This window comes from uncultured Lacinutrix sp., assembly GCF_947500325.1.
GTDB lineage: Bacteria > Bacteroidota > Bacteroidia > Flavobacteriales > Flavobacteriaceae > Lacinutrix.
The window spans coordinates 99,820-120,225 of the sequence record NZ_CANMRQ010000009.1; the positions used below are offsets into that span (position 1 = coordinate 99,820).

The 20,406-nt window shown below is 28.9% G+C and carries 13 protein-coding genes; 8 read left to right on the plus strand and 5 right to left on the minus strand.

From position 1 onward, the window contains the following. The first annotated feature begins 192 nt into the window (after nt 1-192). Genes Q0997_RS12480 through Q0997_RS12495 form a run of 4 tightly spaced genes read left to right on the plus strand, consistent with a single transcriptional unit; the run spans nt 193 to nt 9,154 of the window. Nucleotides 193-2,589 carry a hypothetical protein gene (locus Q0997_RS12480; protein ID WP_299889348.1) on the plus strand — a complete coding sequence of 799 codons (2,397 nt, stop codon included), beginning with the start codon at nt 193-195 and terminating at the stop codon, nt 2,587-2,589. A gap of 2 nt (nt 2,590-2,591) precedes the next feature. Continuing rightward, a complete protein-coding gene (locus Q0997_RS12485; protein WP_299889350.1) occupies nt 2,592-5,111 on the plus strand; it encodes a hypothetical protein in 2,520 nt (839 codons plus the stop codon). A gap of 2 nt (nt 5,112-5,113) precedes the next feature. Further along, complete coding sequence (locus Q0997_RS12490) at nt 5,114-7,600, plus strand: hypothetical protein (protein WP_299889352.1); 2,487 nt, start codon at nt 5,114-5,116, stop codon at nt 7,598-7,600. Then, nucleotides 7,601-9,154, plus strand: coding sequence for a carboxypeptidase-like regulatory domain-containing protein (locus Q0997_RS12495; protein WP_299889355.1), 1,554 nt, complete (start codon nt 7,601-7,603; stop codon nt 9,152-9,154). Between the two features lie 136 nt (nt 9,155-9,290). On the opposite strand, the gene Q0997_RS12500 is transcribed toward Q0997_RS12495, so the two are convergent. Together Q0997_RS12500 and lysA are read right to left on the minus strand one after the other, a co-directional pair. Next, nucleotides 9,291-9,863 (minus strand): nuclear transport factor 2 family protein, encoded by a 573-nt coding sequence (locus Q0997_RS12500; RefSeq protein ID WP_299889357.1) that lies wholly within the window; start codon nt 9,861-9,863, stop codon nt 9,291-9,293. A 217-nt stretch (nt 9,864-10,080) separates the two neighbouring features. Further along, the gene (gene lysA / locus Q0997_RS12505) at nt 10,081-11,313 is read right to left on the minus strand and encodes a diaminopimelate decarboxylase (RefSeq protein WP_299889359.1); all 1,233 of its coding nucleotides are present in this window, start codon (nt 11,311-11,313) and stop codon (nt 10,081-10,083) included. A gap of 202 nt (nt 11,314-11,515) precedes the next feature. Here lysA and sucC point away from each other — a divergent pair, with 202 nt between their 5' ends. The 3 genes from sucC (at nt 11,516) to Q0997_RS12520 (ending at nt 14,970) form a co-directional block, all read left to right on the plus strand. Continuing rightward, nucleotides 11,516-12,709: an ADP-forming succinate--CoA ligase subunit beta gene (gene sucC, locus Q0997_RS12510; RefSeq protein WP_299889361.1), complete on the plus strand. Its 1,194-nt coding sequence runs from the start codon at nt 11,516-11,518 to the stop codon at nt 12,707-12,709. A gap of 195 nt (nt 12,710-12,904) precedes the next feature. Continuing rightward, nucleotides 12,905-13,273: a BlaI/MecI/CopY family transcriptional regulator gene (locus tag Q0997_RS12515; protein ID WP_299889363.1), complete on the plus strand. Its 369-nt coding sequence runs from the start codon at nt 12,905-12,907 to the stop codon at nt 13,271-13,273. Further along, nucleotides 13,273-14,970 (plus strand): M56 family metallopeptidase, encoded by a 1,698-nt coding sequence (locus tag Q0997_RS12520; protein WP_299889365.1) that lies wholly within the window; start codon nt 13,273-13,275, stop codon nt 14,968-14,970. Before Q0997_RS12515 ends, Q0997_RS12520 begins: the two co-directional genes overlap by 1 nt. A 70-nt stretch (nt 14,971-15,040) precedes the next feature. On the opposite strand, the gene Q0997_RS12525 is transcribed toward Q0997_RS12520, so the two are convergent. Next, nucleotides 15,041-15,370 carry a DUF1456 family protein gene (locus Q0997_RS12525; RefSeq protein ID WP_299889367.1) on the minus strand — a complete coding sequence of 110 codons (330 nt, stop codon included), beginning with the start codon at nt 15,368-15,370 and terminating at the stop codon, nt 15,041-15,043. A gap of 184 nt (nt 15,371-15,554) precedes the next feature. On the opposite strand from Q0997_RS12525, the gene Q0997_RS12530 reads away from it, so the two are divergent. Next, a complete protein-coding gene (locus tag Q0997_RS12530; RefSeq protein ID WP_299889369.1) occupies nt 15,555-15,956 on the plus strand; it encodes a TerB family tellurite resistance protein in 402 nt (133 codons plus the stop codon). Here Q0997_RS12530 and uvrB read toward each other — a convergent pair. Next, on the minus strand, nt 15,953-17,956 hold the full coding sequence (uvrB, locus tag Q0997_RS12535) for an excinuclease ABC subunit UvrB (RefSeq protein WP_299889371.1): 2,004 nt from the start codon (nt 17,954-17,956) through the stop codon (nt 15,953-15,955). The two genes, Q0997_RS12530 and uvrB, sit on opposite strands and share 4 nt — an antisense overlap. Nucleotides 17,957-18,014: 58 nt before the next feature. Then, complete coding sequence (locus tag Q0997_RS12540; protein WP_299889373.1) at nt 18,015-20,348, minus strand: choice-of-anchor L domain-containing protein; 2,334 nt, start codon at nt 20,346-20,348, stop codon at nt 18,015-18,017. Between the last annotated feature and the right edge of the window lie 58 nt (nt 20,349-20,406).

The following is a 20,406-nucleotide window of genomic DNA, read 5'->3' on the forward strand; positions in this document are numbered from 1 at the left end:
AAAGTAGTTTTTGGTGTGATTTTTGTGATTTATTATGTGAATTTTTTATGAAATATTTACTTTTTATTTAAGTCAATTTATAGTACTTAAATAAGAATTGAATTTAGAAAACAAGGTTTTAATTAGGCTTTCTATTTCGTGAAAAATTTGTCTTTGACCAAGACTTAATGCTAACAATCAAAAAACTCACACATGAAAAACTACTTCTTTCTAGTATTACTTATTTGTTTCCAATTATCATTTTCTCAAAAAAACTCATATCAAGAAGATCTTATTTCTGCTTTCGATGATTATGCAGAGATGGATAGAGAAATAGTCTATCTACATCTTAACAAATCAACCTATATAAAAGGAGAATCTATAGGTTTTAAGGCTTACGTGTTAGATAAAAACACCAAACTTTTGGTTAATGAGACAACTAATTTGTATTGTACGATTAGTGATAAGGATGATAAAGTAATTGCAAAAAAAATGGTTATGGTAGGTAATGGTACTGCCATTAATGATTTTATTTTGGATGATGTATATACTTCTGGAGAATATACTATTAAGGCTTATACAAATTGGATGCGAAATTTTGAAGAACAAAATTTCTATGCTCAAAAAATAAAAGTAATAGATCCAGAAATAGAGAATAAAATAAAACCAAAAGAAGCAGATGGGACATTAGATCTTCAGCTTTTACCAGAAGGAGGTCATTTATTATTAGGAGTAAATAACACTATAGGTGTAATCGCAAAAAATAATTTAGGATTAGGTGTAACATCATTAGAAGGAAGTCTTTTAGATAAAAGCAATAATGTGGTTACAACTTTTAAACTAAATCAATTTGGAATTGGTAAAATGAGCTTTACACCATTAGAAAATGAAAGTTATAGAGTTAAAATAAATAATGAAGATAAAGATTATAGTTTCAATATCGAAGGTATTGAAAAAGAAGGAGTCATTTTTACTACCAATAAATTAAAAGATAATTTATCAATCACATTTAAAACTAATGAGAAAACGTTATCTAAAATAAAAAACAAGCCATACAAGCTAATTATACATAATGGTAAAAATGTAAAGGAAACTACTATAGCATTTACAGATAAAAATGAATTGGTTAAAGCCATACCATTTAGAAATTTATATTCAGGTATAAATATTATTACAGTTTTTAACGAAAATAATAAACCAATCCTCGAAAGGTTAATATTTAATTATGAAGGAATTAAAGTCGCTAGGTTAGAAGAGCCAATAGTTGATAAAATAAAAGATTCTATTAAAGTTTCAATTCCTATTTCTAATATAAATAAGTCGTTATTTAATAGTTTAAGTATTTCTGTTTTGCCAGAAAATACTAAAGCATATAATCACCATCACAATATAGCATCTTATAATTTATTAAAACCCTATGTTAAAAACACTATAGAAAAAGCTCATTATTATTTTACAGAAGTAGACGAACGAAAGGCATATGATTTAGATAATTTACTACTCACACAAGGTTGGAGTAGTTATGATTGGGAAAACATATTTAATAATCCACCAGATTATGTTTATGATTTTGAAGATGGAGTAAGTTATGTGGCTAATTTTAGTAATGATGATAATAAGCAATTAATAATTTATCCAACATTAAATAGCCCTTTAGAGATTGTAACAATTGAAGAAGAGGATAAATCCTTTGAAAAATCTGGATTCTTACCAATAAGTAATGAGAAAATCGAAATAGGAGCAGTAAACTCTAGAGGTAAACCTACACAGCCAAAGGTATTTATAAAATTTAGTCCAGATAAAATTCCAGATTTAATTATAGATAAAAAAGAAACTCTTTTAAGTGTTAATAATTTTAATACAACTACAAATAATGTTTTTAAAGATTTTAATTTAAAAGGATGGAAAAAGGTAGAGCAATTAGAGGAAGTAGAAATTAGCGGCAAAAAGAAATATACAGAAGTTGAAAAAATAAGAAAGAGAACAATAGGTAAGGTTGAATTTTTTGATGAAGAGAAGAAAATCAAATATCAAACATTAGGAAGGTACTTAAGCAACAAAGGATTTGTGGTTTTAGAAAACAAAGCAGGTTCATTTGGAGGTTTTCAAATTTATAACCGTAGAGCTGCATCACATAGAGGAGTAACGGCGCCTGATAATATTCCTGTAATATATTTAGATGGGATTATACTACATGGAGACTTAAGTGTTTTAAGAGATTTTAGTATGAGAGAGATAGATTATATTGAAATTAATAAAGCTGGAATTGGAGCAGGAATGCGCGGTGGAGCAGGTGTTATTAAGATAAAAACTAACCCTTTTAAAACAACAAAGAAAAAACCTAAAAAAATAGTATCTAGAGCTTTTGAGATTCCTTTAAAGTTTGATGTAGCCAAACGATTTTATATCCCCAAGTATAGTACATACGATAGTCCGTTTTTTAATGAATATGGTATTATCGATTGGTTCTCTAATGTAAGTACAGATGAAAACGGAACTCTTAACCTTAAAGTTTTCAATAATAAATCCTCAAATATTAATTTATATATAGAAGGCGTATCTAACGATGGCACTTTTATTTCTGAAGTAAAAACTATTAAAATAGATTAGTTATGAAAAAAATTATTTTACTATTAGTCGTTATTTTTTATTCAAAAAATAACATTGCGCAAACAGATTATGTTGATTTAGATGTATTGGAGTCCTATATGGAGTATGTTGAAATGGAACGAGAGGTTGCTTATGCTCATATTAATAAATCTGTTTTTGTAAAGGGAGAAGCTATTGGTCTTCAGGCCTATTTTTTTAATAAAGAAACGAAGCAACTATCAACCGAAACGTCTAATGCTTACTTTACTATTTCTAATGATAAAGGAAAAGTAATTAAGAGTAAATTAGTAATGGCAAATGCAGGTATAGCGGTTAGTGATTTTCAAATAGATAGTTTGTTTACTTCTGGAAATTATAACGTTAAGGTTTTTACCAACTGGATGCGAAATTTTAATGAGCAAAACTTTTTTACCGAAACTATTAGAATATTAGATCCTGTATTAGATAATGTAAATAAAGATATAGTAAATAAACCAGAAATAGATGCTCAATTTTTGGGAGAAAGCGGGCATATATTAATAGATGTTGATAATACCATTGGTGTTGTCTTAAAAAATGAATATGGTATAGGTGTACCTTTTGTTAAAGGAGAAATAGTAGAATCAAATAATGCCACAGTTGCAACTTTTAAAGTCAATCAATTTGGAATAGGTAAATTTATTTTTAAACCAGAATTAAATAAATCGTACAAGGCAAAATATAATTACGAAAATAAAGACTATGAAGTAGCTATAAGTACAATACAAAATACAGGTATTGTATTAAATGTTAAAGATGCAAGTGAAAATTTGGTTTTAAATTTTAAAACTAATTCAAAAACGTTACCCGCTATTAGTAAATATGTATATAAACTAGTAATTCATAATGGTAGTGAGTTAAAAGAATCTTTTTTCTCATTTAAAAATAAAAAGGATATAAGAATAGAGTTGCCAAAAAAGGACCTATATACAGGTATTAATATTTTTACAGTTTTTGATAAAGATAATAACCCAATATTAGAGCGTCAGTATTTTAACTATGATGGTTTGAGTTTTACAAATTCTCTAGAGCCTAAAGTAATAACTAGCCAAGATACTACTACAGTTAAAATTCCATATAATGCTATAGATTCTGAGGTTTTAAATCAATTTAGTATATCTGTATTACCTGCTAAAACAAAGGCTAATTCAAGGCATCATAATTTAGCTTCGTATACGCTATTACAACCATATGTTAAAGGATATATAGAAGAAGCTAATTATTATTTTTCAAACATATCTAACAAAAAAAAATATGATCTAGATAACCTTTTAATTACTCAAGGTTGGAGTAGTTATGATTGGAAAACTATTTTTGAAGACGCTCCAGAATATGATTATGATGCAGAAAAAGGGATTGCATATACAGCAACTTCTTTAACAGATAGTAATGCACGGTTGATGTTATATCCTATACTTAATAGTCAAATGGAATTTGCAAAAATAGATTCAGAAAATAGATCATTTATTAAATCTGGGTTATTTCCAGTAAATGATGAGCAAATACAAATTGGAGAAATTACTGCTACAGGACAAATATTAAAACCAAAATTAAAATTAAGTTTTAATCCTTCTTCGGTACCCGAAATAGATAATATAATAAAACCAGGAAATGTTTTGGTAAATGTAACTGATGAAAAAAATATATCTAATAATATTTTAGCATGGAAAGCAGTAGAGAGTTTAGAAGAGGTCTTTGTTGAAAAGAAAAAAGAATATACAAAAATAGAAAAGTTGCAAAATAGAAGCTTAGGTAAAGTAGAAGCTATTGATGAAGCAAAGAGTACTAAGTACCAAACATTGGTGCGATATTTAAGAGAAAAAGGGTTTGCAGTAAATGATTCTCCTGGGAGATTTATTATAACTAACAATTTGGTTAATGATCATAGAGATAAGTCTGTTAGGTTAACAAACTATACTCCTGTTGCTACAGGAGGACAGCAAGCTATTCAATTAGATCAACATAGTTCTCTAAGAGATAATAATAATTCAAGATTGGCTGGAAGAAATGGAGAATATGTTGATTATGCACAAAACGCAAGCTCAATTCCAATTGTATATTTTAATGGTATGATGTTACATCAAAATTTAGAAGTGTTGGCAAACTTAAGAATGAATCAAATTGAATATATAGAAATTAATAAAACTGGAGCAGGTACAGGAATGCGTGGAGGAGCCGGTGCTGGATTGATAAGGATTAAAACTAAAATACCTTCAGAAATAACTAAAGAAATAGAAAAGAAAGAAATCTCAACTAAATATAATATTCCTTTAAAATTTAGTGTTGCTAAGTCCTTTTATATTCCTAATTATGTGTCAAAGCAAAATGATTTTTTTAATGAGTTTGGAACTATTGGTTGGTATACAAATTTAACATTAGATGCTAATGGCGAATTAATTATAAAAATACCTAGTAAAGGACTTTCTAGTGTAAAGTTATTTATAGAAGGCGTAACTAACAATAGCACATTTGTTTCAGAAATTAAAAACATTAAAATAAATTAGATATGAGAAAAGTTATTTTAGTATTAGTATTAGTTTTTTTTAATCAAAATATAAATGCTCAATCTCCTTATGCAGATTATGATTTAATAGAATCATATAGTGATTATGCAGAGATGGATAGAGAGCTAGTCTATACACATATTAATAAATCTACTTTTATAAAAGGTGAATCTATAGGGCTTCAAGCTTACTTTTTTGATAAAACAACAAAAGAATTATCAACAGAAACATCTAATGCATACTTTACTATTTCAGACGCTAAAGGAAAAATCATTAATAGTAAACTTGTAATGACTAATAATGGTATTGCAATTAGTGATTTCGAAATTAATGACTCATTTACTTCTGGTAATTATATAGTAAAAGTTTATACTAATTGGATGCGTAATTTTGAAGAGCAAAACTTCTTTACAGAAACAGTAAAAATTCTAGACCCTAAAGTAGATAATAAAGAAGATAGTAATGTTGTAGAAACTGATTTAGACGCACAGTTTTTAGGTGAAAGTGGACATGTATTAGCTGCTGTTGATAATACAGTAGGTGTTATTATTAAAAATAAATTAGGTTTTGGGGTACCGTTTATAGAAGGAAAAATTGTTGATGCTAGTAATATAACAGTATCAACATTTAAAGTAAATCAATTGGGTATAGGTAAATTTATTTTTAAACCTGAGGCAAACAAAACATATAAAGCAATATTCAATTACGAAAACAAAGATTATAATATTGCCATTGATAATATTAAAAATTTAGGTATTGTTTTAAGCCTACAAGATGCAAATGGCAAATTAGTTTTAAACCTTAAAACTAATCTTAAAACCTTGCCAAATATTAGTAAACAAGTATATAAATTGGCAATACATAATGGTACAGAGTTAAAAGAAACTTTTTTCGCTTTTAAGGGTAAAAAAGATTTAAGAGTAGAATTACCTAAAAAAGATTTATATAGTGGTATTAATATATTAACTGTTTTTGATAAAGACAATACTCCAATATTAGAGCGTCAATATTTTAACTACAATGGACTTAATTTTCTAAATTCTGAAACTGTAAAAACAGAAAGTAGAAATGACTCAACATTAATTAAAATACCCTACCAAGGTATTAAAGTCAATGATTTAAATCGTTTTAGTGTTTCGGTTTTACCTTCAAAAACAGTGTCAAATTCTAGACACCATAATATAGCTTCATATGTTTTATTGCAACCTTATGTAAAAGGATATGTAGAACAAGCCCATTACTATTTTTCAAATATTTCTAATCAAAAAAAATATGATTTAGATAATTTATTAATTACACAAGGTTGGAGTAGTTATGATTGGGAAGCAATCTTTGAAAATCCTCCAGAATACGATTTTGATTCTGAAATAGGTGTTAGTTATACAGCAGCTGCTTTAACAGAAAATAATGCGAGATTAATTTTATATCCAATATTAAATAGCCCTTTAGAATTTGCAAGATTGGATTCTCAAAATAGATCTTTTGTTAAATCTGAATTGTTTCCGGTAAATGACGAGCAAATACAAATAGGTGAAATTACTGCAACAGGGCAGATATTAAAACCAAAATTGAAATTAAGTTTTAGTCCATCTAAAATACCAGGAATACAGAGTGTTATTAAGCCTCTAGATGTAGGTTTCTTATCTGTTACTGAAGATTTATCAAACAATATTATAACATGGAAAAGAGTCGAAGATTTAGAAGAGGTGTTCATAGAAAAAAAGAAAGCATATACTAAATTAGAAAAGTTACAAAATAGAAGTTTAGGTAAAGTTGAGGCTATAGATGAAACAACAAGTACTAAATATCAAACATTAGTACGTTACCTAAGAGATAAAGGCTTTACTGTAAATGACTCTCCTGGGAAATTTATTATTACGAATAATAGTGTTAATCATCATAGAGATAATTCTGTACGAACAATAGATGATAATAATAATGGAGTTTCCTCTGTAGTTCAAAGCGGAGGTAAACATAGTTCATTATCTCGATTGGATGAGCATAGCACTTATGAACAAAACTCAAGCTCAATTCCATTGGTTTATTTTAATGGAATGCTTCTACATCAAAATTTAGAAGTTTTAGCAAATTTAAGAATGAATCAAATTGAATATATAGAAATTAATAAAGCCGGTATTGGTGGAGGAATGAGAGCAGGTACAGCTGGTTTAATAAGAATAAAGACAAAAGTAGATTATCTCGTTGAAGAAGAAATAGTAGAAAAAGAAGATGTATATATTAAGTACGATATTCCTTTAAAATTTAGTGTTACTAAGTCATTCTATATTCCTAATTACGTTTCAAAACAAAATGACTTTTTTAATAAATACGGTACGATTAGCTGGCACACTAATCTAACTATAGATTCTAAAGGGAATTTAAATATTAAAATACCAAGTAGTGAATTAAAAGACATTAAATTATTTATTGAAGGCGCTACAAATAACAAAACATTTATCTCAGAAATCAAAGACATAAAAATCAACTAAATGAAATTACGCTTATTAATTTTTATTACATATTTTTCGCTTGTATCAACCAATGTAATAATCGCTCAAGAAAACAAAGAAATATTAGGACAAATAATAAACGAAGTCACCCAAGAAGGTGTTGTGTATGCTACTGTAAGTATTAAGGGTAAAGATAAAGGTGTTGTTGCAGATGAAGATGGCTATTTTAGATTACCGTACATATATAAGGCGTCAAATGATGTATTAATTATCTCATCTATTGGTTATGCGACATTAGAAATAGAAGTAAACACCTTAGAAGATAATATTGTAAATATTATAGGATTAGAATCAAAAACAGAATCCTTAGACAATGTTGTTATTCAAGGATCAAAAAAGAAAAAAGAGTTTATTCCTGCTCGTAAAATTGTAGATAGGGCAATAAAAAAAATTAATGATAACTATCCTAAGATACCACACTCTTATATAGCCTATTATAGAGATTATCAAATTTTGAATAAAAAGTTTTTTAATTTAAATGAAGGAATTATGGAAGTCTTTGATGCTGGGTTTCATACAAATGCTCTACTCTATAAAGATAACCAAACAGTGCTCTGTGATTTTAAGAGTAATCTTGAGTTTCCTAGAGATTCTTTATTAGCGATAGCTTATAGTGAAAAAGGACAGAAGTTTATTAAAGGTGCTACAATTGGAGGATCTGGTGGAAACGAACTTAGTATTTTAAATATCCATAATGTGATTAGAAATTATGCAAAGCAATCATTTTCTTTTATAGATGTTTTTAAGCAAAACTTTTTATTAAATCATGAGTTTAGATTGTCAAAAAAATTATATCTAAATGATGAACCTATTTATGAAATTAAGTTTTTTGCTAAGGAAAAAGTTACAGGTGTTAAAAATACTGCAGATGGAATAATATATATTAACTATAATACTTTTGCTATTCATAAATTAGAATACTATGGGTATGAAGCTAATGATTTATCTCCGTTTTACTCTGTGAAGATAGAGTATAAACCTAAAGGAGATAAAATGTATCTAAATTATATATCATTTAATAATCGTTTTGATGTTAAAAGTGAAGATAATTTTAAAATAGATGATGTTACTTTTGATAAATCTGAAAATGCTTTTTTTGTAACATTTAATAATAAGCTAAATAAAAAAACAATAGAGAATAAGAAGAATTTTAGATTTATTTATAAAAAGAAAAAGCTAAAAATTAATAAAATTACTGCTACAAAAGACAATATAGTTAAGATAACTTTGGTAAAAGGAACATTGAAAAATGGAGGGGATTTTGATGAAGATTCTATGAAAGATTTAACATATAAAATAAAACGTGTACAAGATGCTGTAGGTAGAAAATTAGGGAAAGTTACATATGTAAAAGCTAATCAATATAGAGAGTTGTTTGTTCAAGAAGTGTTTGAAAGTAAACAAAGACCAAGTACAGAGCACGTTGTTTTTGTAAACAAAAGAGATGTTTTGAGCGAATCTATAATTAATGAAAATTTTACAGATGCTTCAGCATACTGGATTAACACACCCTTAAAAAGTACTAAGGATTAGTTAGTATAAATGCTTACTGAGGAACTTATATTATATCTATGTGTAAAAGCACACTAATCTATGTGATTAGTGTGCTTTTTTTGATTTTATAAAAATACATTGACTTTTAAATTGGTGTATCTAAGAAGACAGTATTTTAATCTGTTTCTTCTATATCTTCTATCTTTTCAATTTCTTCAATAACTTTATTTACATCTTCTTTAGTGTCTTCAACCACTTTTTTTTGAGAAGCTATAATTTTTAATTCTTCCTCAAGTTCTCCGGTATTCCAATAACCAAATTCAGTAACTATTTTACCTTTTTCAAATTGATAAGTAATATGTACGGGAATTATAATTTCTTTATTGTTAGCTTTTAAATGTCCTTTCCATAGGCCCCAGAAATTCACCCATCTTTTACCATTATTATCTTCAATCATTTCATATTCGCGGCTTTCATCTTCAAAAGCACGAGTGGAAAAACTTTCACTATTTCTTGTGAAATATGTTTTTAAATCACTAGGAGCTAAAATATGTTTTCTAGAATTATAATAAATTTTAGCTGTATCCGCATAGCTAAATGCTAAACTATCCCATTGGTGATAGTCGTAATAATTAATGGTAGTTTTTACAGTTTCAATTTCTTTAGAATTTTGTGTGTAGCGATGAGAATTGTTTTTGCAATTTGTAAATAAGACTACAATACTTAGAAATACAATAAGTTTTTTCATAATTGTGGTTTTAGTTAATATATAATTGGAACCTATATAAATAGGCTGTTTTTATATTATAAGTGTAGTCTAGATAGAGAAAGTAGGGCAAAAATTAATTTGCATAAATAAAACAGTTAAAACTCTGTTTTTTAGCGTATTATTAAAGGTAGTTAAAAAAAAGGAGATTTTAAAAATGTAAATAAAAAAAAGCACTTCAATTGAAGTGCTTTTTAAGTTATACTTTGACAGCTTTTATTTTTGGTTTCAAATCTATTTCTATTTGATTTTTCAAGATATCATCAAAAGTTTCTCGCTTTCTAATTAAATGAGCCTTGCCTTCATGCCATAAAACTTCTGCTGGACGATAACGAGAATTATAATTACTAGCCATAGAATAACAATAGGCGCCAGCATTTTTAAAAGCTAAAATATCGCCTTCATTTATTTCATTAATGCGTCTATTGTTTGCAAAAGTATCGGTCTCACATATATAACCAACAACGCTATAAAAGCGTTCTTTGCCTTTTGGATTAGAGATGTTTTCTATTTCATGTTGAGCTCCATAAAGCATTGGACGAATAAGATGGTTAAATCCAGAATCTATCTGTGCAAAAACTGTAGAAGTTGTTTGTTTAACTACATTAACCTTCGCCAAAAATTGACCAGCTTCACTCACTAAAAATTTTCCAGGCTCGAATGCTAATGTTAATTGTTTTCCATAATCTTTACAAAATTCATTAAATCTTGCACTTAATTTTTCTCCAAACTCTTCAATATTGGTCTCTATATCTCCAGGTTTGTATGGTACTTTAAAACCAGATCCAAAATCTATAAACTCTAGAGTTTTAAAATTTTTAGCTGTTTCAAATAATATTTCACTCGCATAAAGAAAAACATCAATGTCTAAAATATCACTTCCTGTATGCATATGAATACCGTTAATAGTCATCTTTGTATTGTTTACAATACGAAGAATATGTGGGATTTGATGTATTGAAATTCCAAATTTACTGTCAATATGCCCCACAGAAATATTTGTATTACCACCAGCCATGACATGTGGGTTAATACGAATACAAACTGGAATATCTGGGTATTTGGTTCCAAATTGTTCTAAAATTGATAGATTATCTATATTAATTTGACAACCGAGTTTTGCAACAGCTTCAATTTCTTCTAAAGACACTCCGTTTGGAGTGAAAATAATACGCTCAGCAGGAAACCCTGCAATTATACCAAGTTTTACTTCTTGAATTGAAACAGTATCTAAGCCAGCTCCTAAAGAATCCATCAATTTTAAAATAGAAATATTTGAGAGTGCTTTTACTGCATAATTAATTTTCACTTTTTTAACTTTGTTAAAAGCAGTATTTAAACGTTTATATTGTTTTATAATCGTTTCAGAGTTATATATATAAACTGGACTCCCAAAATCTTTAGCTATTTTTAATAATTGATTATTATGCATGAGTTAATTTTTTTTCAAAGTTATTTTTTCTGAAGGTTAAAAAAATTTATATCACTTAATATTACACATTTTAAACATTTTGTTAATTATTTAACAATTTAAATAAGTCTATTTTGCTATGCTTTTTTTTCATAATTAAATATTAGGGTAAGTTATTGTGATTATTTACTTTTGTGACTCTAAAATTTTACTTTCAAAAAAGATGAATTTACACGAATATCAAGGAAAAGAATTATTAAGCAGCTTTGGCGTACGTATCCAACGTGGTATTGTTGCTCAAAATGCTGATGAAGCAGTTGCTGCAGCTAAGAAATTAACTGAAGATACAGGTACTGGGTGGCATGTTATTAAAGCACAAGTTCACGCAGGTGGTCGTGGAAAAGGTGGTGGAGTTAAGCTAGCTAAAAGCTTAGACGAAGTACAAACTATTGCAGGACAGATTATTGGAATGGATTTGGTTACACCTCAAACTTCTGCAGAAGGAAAGCGTGTACATCAAGTTTTAGTTGCAGAAGATGTTTATTATCCTGGGGATTCTGAACCTGAAGAATATTATATGTCAGTACTTTTAAATAGAGGTAATGGTCGCAACATGATTATGTATTCTACAGAAGGTGGAATGGATATAGAAACAGTAGCAGAAGAGACTCCTCATTTAATATTTACTGAAGAAATAGATCCTGCAACAGGAATTTTACCTTTTCAAGCTAGAAAAGTAGCTTTTAATTTAGGTTTATCTGGTGCAGCATTTAAAGATATGACAAAATTTGTAACGTCTTTATATACTGCCTATGTAAAGTCTGATTCTTCTTTATTTGAAATCAATCCAGTTTTAAAAACGAGTGACGATAAAATAATGGCTGTTGATGCAAAAGTATCTTTAGATGATAATGCACTATACCGTCATAAAGATTTAGCTGCATTGCGTGATTTACGTGAAGAAAGCCCTATAGAAGTTGAAGCTGGTGAATTAGGATTAAACTATGTTGATCTTGATGGAAACGTTGGTTGTATGGTAAATGGTGCTGGTTTAGCAATGGCAACTATGGATTTAATAAAGCAAGCAGGTGGTGAGCCAGCTAACTTTTTAGATGTTGGTGGTACTGCAGATGCTAAACGTGTAGAAGCTGCATTTAGAATTATATTAAAAGATCCAGCAGTAAAAGCGATATTAATTAATATTTTTGGAGGAATTGTACGTTGTGATCGTGTAGCACAAGGTGTTGTAGATGCCTATAAGAATATGGGAGACGCTATTAATGTACCAATTATTGTACGTTTACAAGGAACAAACGCAGACATTGCCAAAGAACTTATAGATAGTTCTGGTTTAGATGTAATGAGTGCAACAGAATTTCAAGAAGCAGCAGATAAAGTGCAAGCTGTTTTAGCGTAAGCAATAAATTTATTTTAAACTATATTGAAAGAGCAGTGTTTTTAACACTGCTCTTTTTTGTGCGTTATATTTTGTGCTTTTAACTCTAAGGATAATATATTAACTTATTTTTAAGTTCTATAACTTATTAATAAGTTGTGTAACTTAAAAATAAGTTATATGTTTGTATTGCTGATTAATAAAACTCATAAAGTAATGGTAACGCTAACTAAGGTAGAAGAGAAGATAATGAAGATTCTTTGGGATATAGAAAAAGGGTTTATCAAAGATATAATCGAAGAATATCCTAACCCGAAACCTCCTTATAATTCAGTCTCTACAATTGTGAGAGTATTGGTGCAGAAAGAAATTATAGGCTATAAAGCATATGGTAAGTCTCATCAATATTATCCGTTAATTAGTAAAGAAGAGTATAGTAAGGGGCAAATGAAGCGACTTGTTACCGATTATTATAATAATTCGTTATCTCAAGTTGTTAGTTTTTTTACAGAAAGTAAACAGTTAAAACAGAGTGAATTGGATGAAGCTATGAGAATGCTAGAAGAACTAAAAACTAAGAGGTAATGATAAAATTCGGAATATATTTATTAGAGTCTAGTATTATCTTTTTAGTATTCTACTTGCTTTATGAATTTATTATGAAAAAAGAAACATGCTTTAATTTTAATAGGTTTTACCTTATAGGAATAGTTGTTTTTTCATTGTTGTTGCCTTTAATGAGTTTTAATTTTAGCAAAGGTAAAATAGCAGCAGTAGATCATTCTATTGAAGAGTTTAACGATTTTAGAATGTCTTATTATGATGCTATACAGGATTGGGAATCGAACGCTTTTAGTGTACCAATATCTAAAGAAGTATCTGCAAACTCTAAAGAAATAGCTGGAGTACCAGTAGATTGGAGCTCTGTTTTGATCAAGTTATTATTAGGTATATATGGTATTGGTGTTTGTGTCTGTTTATCTAAGTTACTTTGGGCACTTTGGCGATTAAAACGAATGGTTTTTTTATATCCCAAAACTAAAATTAATGATGTAACGGTAGTAAAATTACCAAGTGAAATCGCTTCATTTTCATTTTTTGGATATGCTTTCATTTATGAAGGAAAAATTGATACTCCAGAACTGAATCAAATTGTTGCTCATGAAAAAGTTCATATAGAGCAACGACATTCAATAGACTTAATTTTTGTACAATTCATAGCTTCATTTTTGTGGTTTAATCCATTACTATGGACGCTTATAAAATCTTTAAAGACAACACATGAATATATAGTAGATCAAAAAATAATAAATACGGGTTATTCCTTAGTAGATTACCAAACCTTACTTTTAAGCGAGTTAGTCAGCAACAACTCATACGGGTTGGTAAACAATTTTAATTTATCATTTATAAAAAAGAGAATAACCATGATGACAAACAATAAATCAGGATTTAGTGGCAAAGTAAAAATGGCACTAACAGTAACATGTACAGTATTATTTAGTCTAGTACTATTTCAATGTAATTCGGAAAAAACAGATGATATTTCTGATGAACTAAGAGAAATGGCTAAGAATAATTATAATAACTTATCTAAAGAATCAAAAGAACAATTAAGGAGGCAAGCAGAACTTGTGTTTTCCATATCAAATAATATAATATCTGTAAATGGCAAAACTATCAATATCAAGGATATTGAACCTATTCTTACAGAAGTTGGTATAGGGAGACATTATTTAGTGCGATTTAAAATAGAAGGAAACCAGAGTATGAGAACACTAAGTGAAGTACAAGCAGAGTTGAGAAATATAGATAGGAGGAAAGTGTTATATAATGGAGAGACAGACTCTGGAAAACAAATGATTCAGCCGTTTCTAGTGCCACCAATGCATTGGGCTAATCCTTCTCATGATGATTCTATTCCTGTAAAACCAGATTTAAGTAAAGCAACGCATAATGGAAATGTAGCGACACTAGATGGTATAGAATACCTTAATATTAATATAAGTGAGGGAGGAAATTATAGAGAGACTGTTTATAATTTTGTAAAAAATCATATTGCCAGACAATCTACAGCTTATTTAATAAGAGTAGAATATAATGATACAGATAACTTTAAAAACTATTTAACTAATCTAGCTGAAGTATATCAAGGTTTTGAGACTGTGTATAAAGTTCGTGCTCAGGAATTATATGGTAAAGATTTTAGTGATTTAAAGAAAGAAGAATATATTTCGATTGGAAAAGAAGCACCAAAATCGGTTTTTATAGCTGGAAAATAAATAAGAAGTCTAAAAATCGGAGATAAAGTTTAATTACTTATCTGAATAGCCCTAAATAAAAAGAGCAACTTTAATCGTTGCTCTTTTTATTGTTTTTAGGTTTATTAAAATTCTTTTTATTACCGTAAGGATTAGGTTTTACTTTTCTTGAAGCCTTTTTTTGGGGTTCTTCACCTTTTTTAGGCATTGGACCTCTAAGATGAATAATTAAACCATTTAAAAAATTACGTAAAATCTGATCTCCACATTCTACATAATTGGGATGATCTTCTCGTCTAAAAAAAGCATTTAATTCGCTTTTAGAAACTCTAAAATCTACAAGCATTAATATTTTAATAATATCATCGTCACGAAGCTTATGAGCAACTCTTAGTTTTTTAAATATATCGTTATTAGTCATGTGTAATATGTTGAAAATTAGTTTTTTAACTGTGTTTATTGCTTTTTATAAGGCTAAAGTATTGATAAAGAGCACTTAAAATCGATGTAAAACTAGTCATTTTTCGACAAGTGACGTGCTTTCTACGATTATTAATTAACATTTATCCTTAATTTTATAGTATACATTTTAATTCCCTCATGTTATGCCTAATAGAGTAGAAAAACTAAGTTTATTATCCGAGATGATAGCTTTTGCTAAAGCAGATAAAAATATAAAAAAGATTGAATATAGTTTTCTTTTAGGTGTTGCTAAACAGTTAGAAATTTCTCGTGAGGATTTTGATTATTTAATAGAACATCCAATAAATTACATAAACTTAAAATCGCATAGTGAACGCATTGTTCAATTTCACCGCTTAGTATTATTAATGCATATTGACAATGACCGTACTAGAAGTGAAGTTGTAAAACTTTATAATTATGGCTTAAGAATGGGATTAAATCATGAGTCTATTACAAAAGTATTATATCTAATGGAAGGTTTTCCAGATATGATTGTGCCAGCTGAGGTATTAATAGATATTTTTAAAGTGCAGTATAATTAATATTTTAACTTCTCTAGTTTTTCTTGGTACGCCTTTATTTCATCACGTAATTGAGCTGCTATAATAAAATCTAATTGTTTTGCCGCTTGCTCCATAAGTTTACGCTTTTCTCGTATCTTCTTTTCTAACTCTGGTTTACTTAAATATTCACTTTCTGGTTCTGCAGCTCGAGCAGCTTCTAATTCGTAGCTATATGTACTTACTGAATTTTTAGTTAATGCATTATCTAAGCTTTTATTCAAAGCAGTAGGTACTAGGTTATTTTCTGTATTATAATTTATTTGTTTAGTACGGCGATATTCGGTTTCGTCAATTGTCTTTTGCATGCTCTTAGTAACCTTGTCTGCATACATAATAGCTTTTCCATTAAGATGCCTAGCTGCTCTACCCACGGTTTGCGTTAATGATCTAGCCGATCGTAAAAAACCTTCTTTATCTGCGTCTAAAATTGCAACCAAAGAGACTTCAGGTAAATCTAAACCTTCACGTAGTAAATTTACTCCAACTAAAACATCAAATATACCTTTACGTAAATCTTGCATTATTTCTACGCGTTCTAAAGTATCTACATCACTATGTATATATCTTACACGAATATTAATTCTACTTAGGTATTTAGTTAGCTCCTCTGCCATACGTTTAGTTAGTGTTGTTACTAATGTACGCTCATCTTTTTCAACACGTTGTTGTATCTCTTCGATTAAATCATCAATTTGGTTTAAACTAGGACGAACCTCAATAATAGGATCTAAAAGGCCTGTAGGTCTAATAACTTGTTCAACATATATACCATCAGTTTTTTGTAATTCGTAATCTGCTGGTGTTGCACTTACATATAGGACTTGATTTTGAAGCGCTTCAAATTCTTCAAACTTTAATGGACGATTATCCATTGCAGCTGGTAATCTAAAACCATATTCTACTAGGTTTTCTTTTCTACTTCTATCGCCTCCATACATAGCGTGTACTTGTGAGATAGTAACATGACTTTCATCAACTACCATTAAATAATCCTCAGGAAAATAATCTAATAAACAAAACGGTCTTGTGCCAGGTAATCTACCATCAAGATAACGAGAATAGTTTTCAATACCAGAGCAATACCCTAATTCACGTATCATTTCTAAATCAAACTCTGTGCGTTCTTTTAGTCGTTTTGCTTCTAGGTGTTTGCCAATTTCTTTAAAATAATCATGTTGTTTTACTAAATCATCTTGAATAGCTTTTATAGCATTCTGTAATATATCTGGAGAAGTTACAAACATATTTGCTGGATAGATATTTAATCTATCATATTCTTCAATAACTTTATTTGTTTGAATATTGAATTGCTCAATCATTTCAATTTCATCTCCAAAAAAATGAATTCTAAAGGCATCATCAGCATAACTTGGAAATATGTCAACTGTATCACCTTTAATACGAAAATTACCGTGTTTAAAATCGGCCTCAGTTCGAGAATACAAACTCTGTACTAATTGATGTAATAATTTTGTTCTAGAAATTTGTTGATCACGTTTTAATGTAATTACATTTTTTTGGAATTCTATTGGGTTTCCAATACCATATAAGCAGGATACTGATGCTACAACAATAACATCTCGACGCCCAGAGAGTAGAGAAGATGTTGTACTTAAACGCATCTTTTCTATTTCTTCATTAATAGATAAGTCTTTTTCTATATAAACTCCAGAAGTGGGAATGTAAGCTTCTGGTTGATAATAATCATAATACGATACAAAATATTCAACAGCATTGTTTGGAAAAAACTGTTTAAACTCAGAATATAATTGAGCTGCTAATGTTTTGTTATGTGCTAAAACTAAAGTAGGCCTTTGTACTTCTTTAATAACATTAGCAACAGTAAACGTTTTACCAGAACCAGTTACTCCTAGTAACGTTTGGTGTTTTTCATTTGAGCCTATACCATTTACTAATTGTTTTATGGCTTGAGGTTGATCTCCTGTAGGACTAAACTCTGATTCAATTTTGAATTTCATTTAGCTAAATTAATGAAAAATCAACGCTTTTTTTAAGAAGAAAAGTTAAGTTTTAGTCTTAACGTACTAAGGCGAAATGGCCTTTGTATTGTTTGCCGTTTGGATGATTAATAATATACCAATAATCATCACTTGGTAAAACAAAACCATTATAAATGCCATTCCAACCTTTAACAGAATCTACTTCGGCTAATAATTTTCCGTGTCTATTAAATATTAAAATTTTTAAATTACTATTAAATTGTTCGTTGGTTCCATAAGGTTTCCATGTGTCATTTATAGTATCATTGTTTGGAGAGAAATATTGGGGAAATCCTAGTATAGAAAAAGTGATTGAATTAGAGCCACAACCCATCTTATCTCTAATATAAATTGTATGAAATCCAGGGGTTAGTCCTGTAAATATATTTTCATCTTGATAAAAACCAAGTGCATTATCAATTGCAAACTCATAATCTCCTTCACCAGAGACCATAATTGTTGCTGAGTTATTAGAAGTGAGTTCAGTATATGTTAAATCATCAATTGTAGGATCACTAGATGGAAAAACTGTAATATCTCTAGTGTTAGAACATCCATTTGGATCTGTTACCACTACGGTATAAGTCCCTATTTCATTAACTTCAATAAAACTTGTATCTATACCTGTGTCTACACCGTTAAAAAACCATTGGTAATAGTGATTACTAGGTAAATCATTTGTTATACCTCCAGTTAATGTTATAGTTTCAGGAAAATTATTTAAACAATATAAAACCGATTCATCTGGTAACAATTGAGGAGTAAATAAAATATTTAATGTTAATTGGGAAATAGCATAACATTGATTTGTATCTGTAGTAACTTTTACAAAAATAGTTTGCGTGTTTTGAATAGTATTTTCAAAATCTCCATCTATAATATTAGATTCAGTAAAAGCATCATCAATAGTATTATAAAATGAAATGGTAGAGTTTACGGGAACATTAGATTGAATAGTTGTTCTTATATCATTTAAATTAAATGTAGTAAAACCATCAACAATAGCATCGTCGCAAGTGTTGTAATTTTGTAGTGCTAATGTATTTGTTGAAATATCTAATATAACTTCAGCTATAGCTTTACATCCAGTATTTTGATTTATAACTGAAGCATAAACTGTTTGAAGAATACTAGTATTATTATAATTATTTGGATTACTAATGGCATTAGTTTCCATTTGAGCATCCATAATACTACTATAGAAGTTAGTAACTCCTATGTTAGCATTATTCATTGTTATATTATCTGCCGAATCAAAAAGATTATATGTTGTTAATCCATCTTGATTTATATCGCATTCAAAAAGTGTTGTATTTGCTACAATAGGATTTGGTGCGTATTCAATAACAATTTCACCATAAGAAATACAGCTGTTATCTAAAGTAACTTCTACATTATATGTTCCTTCTTGAGTAACTTCATATGTAGCACTTGTTTCTGTAATCAATTCAATATTGTTTCTAAACCATTTGTAAGTTGTCATTCCTGGTTGAAATGCACTAAGTGTAATAGTATCATTTCCACAAACAGGGTTATTGTTAGCTAATAATCTGTCTTGCCCTAAGTTAGTATTCAATTCGAAGCTTTCAGCTTCTAAAAAAACAGCAGAATCAAAACGAAAGTTCTGTTCATCTGCAATAACTAACTTAACATGATAATTTTGATTTGGTATTGTTTGGGCTGTAGCTGTTAAAACGGTAGTTTGTCCATTAAAATTAATTGGAGATACACTACCATTAAAGCTTTCGAAATACGCTTCGTTTATTGGCCCACAACCACCGGGAATATCTGGATGCACAGTCGTCACTTTTACAGGTGTTTGCGTGTTAGGTACCAACGCAATGTTTTGATATGCAGTACCAGTTGCTGGACGAATTAAAAAACCAAATAAATCTGAAAAATTACAGGTGTTTGGATTGCCTTCTTGATACTCTTCTGAAGCAAAAATATATCTAAAACTAATTTGATCGGCTACAGATGTGAAATCAAATTCAATAATTGTAGCATTTGTTGTATTGGTTTCTTGTAAAACATTTTCTAAATCTGAATCTCCATTCCAATTTGGAGCATCATCATCACTTAAAGAAGTATTAGGTCCTTGAACATTATTTAATCTCCCTGTAGTTAATACGATACCTGTTTGAAAAGGAAAAGTAGTTCCAGTAGCATCAAAATAACCATAGCTTTGATCTGTATTATTAAAATCACCACCAACTACATTTGTTACTAGAACGTTAGAAATACAATCACTATCTATTAAAATGTCTTCAATAAGTTCTTGTGGCGTATAGGTTTGACTATCTACACTTATGTTTTGTGAAGTCGCAACATAACAGCAGAAGCTTAAGAGTATTAAAAGGGATTTTCTCATCAACAGCAATTAAAAAGCAAAGATAAGTAACAAAAGAAATAGTATAACAAAAAGATAT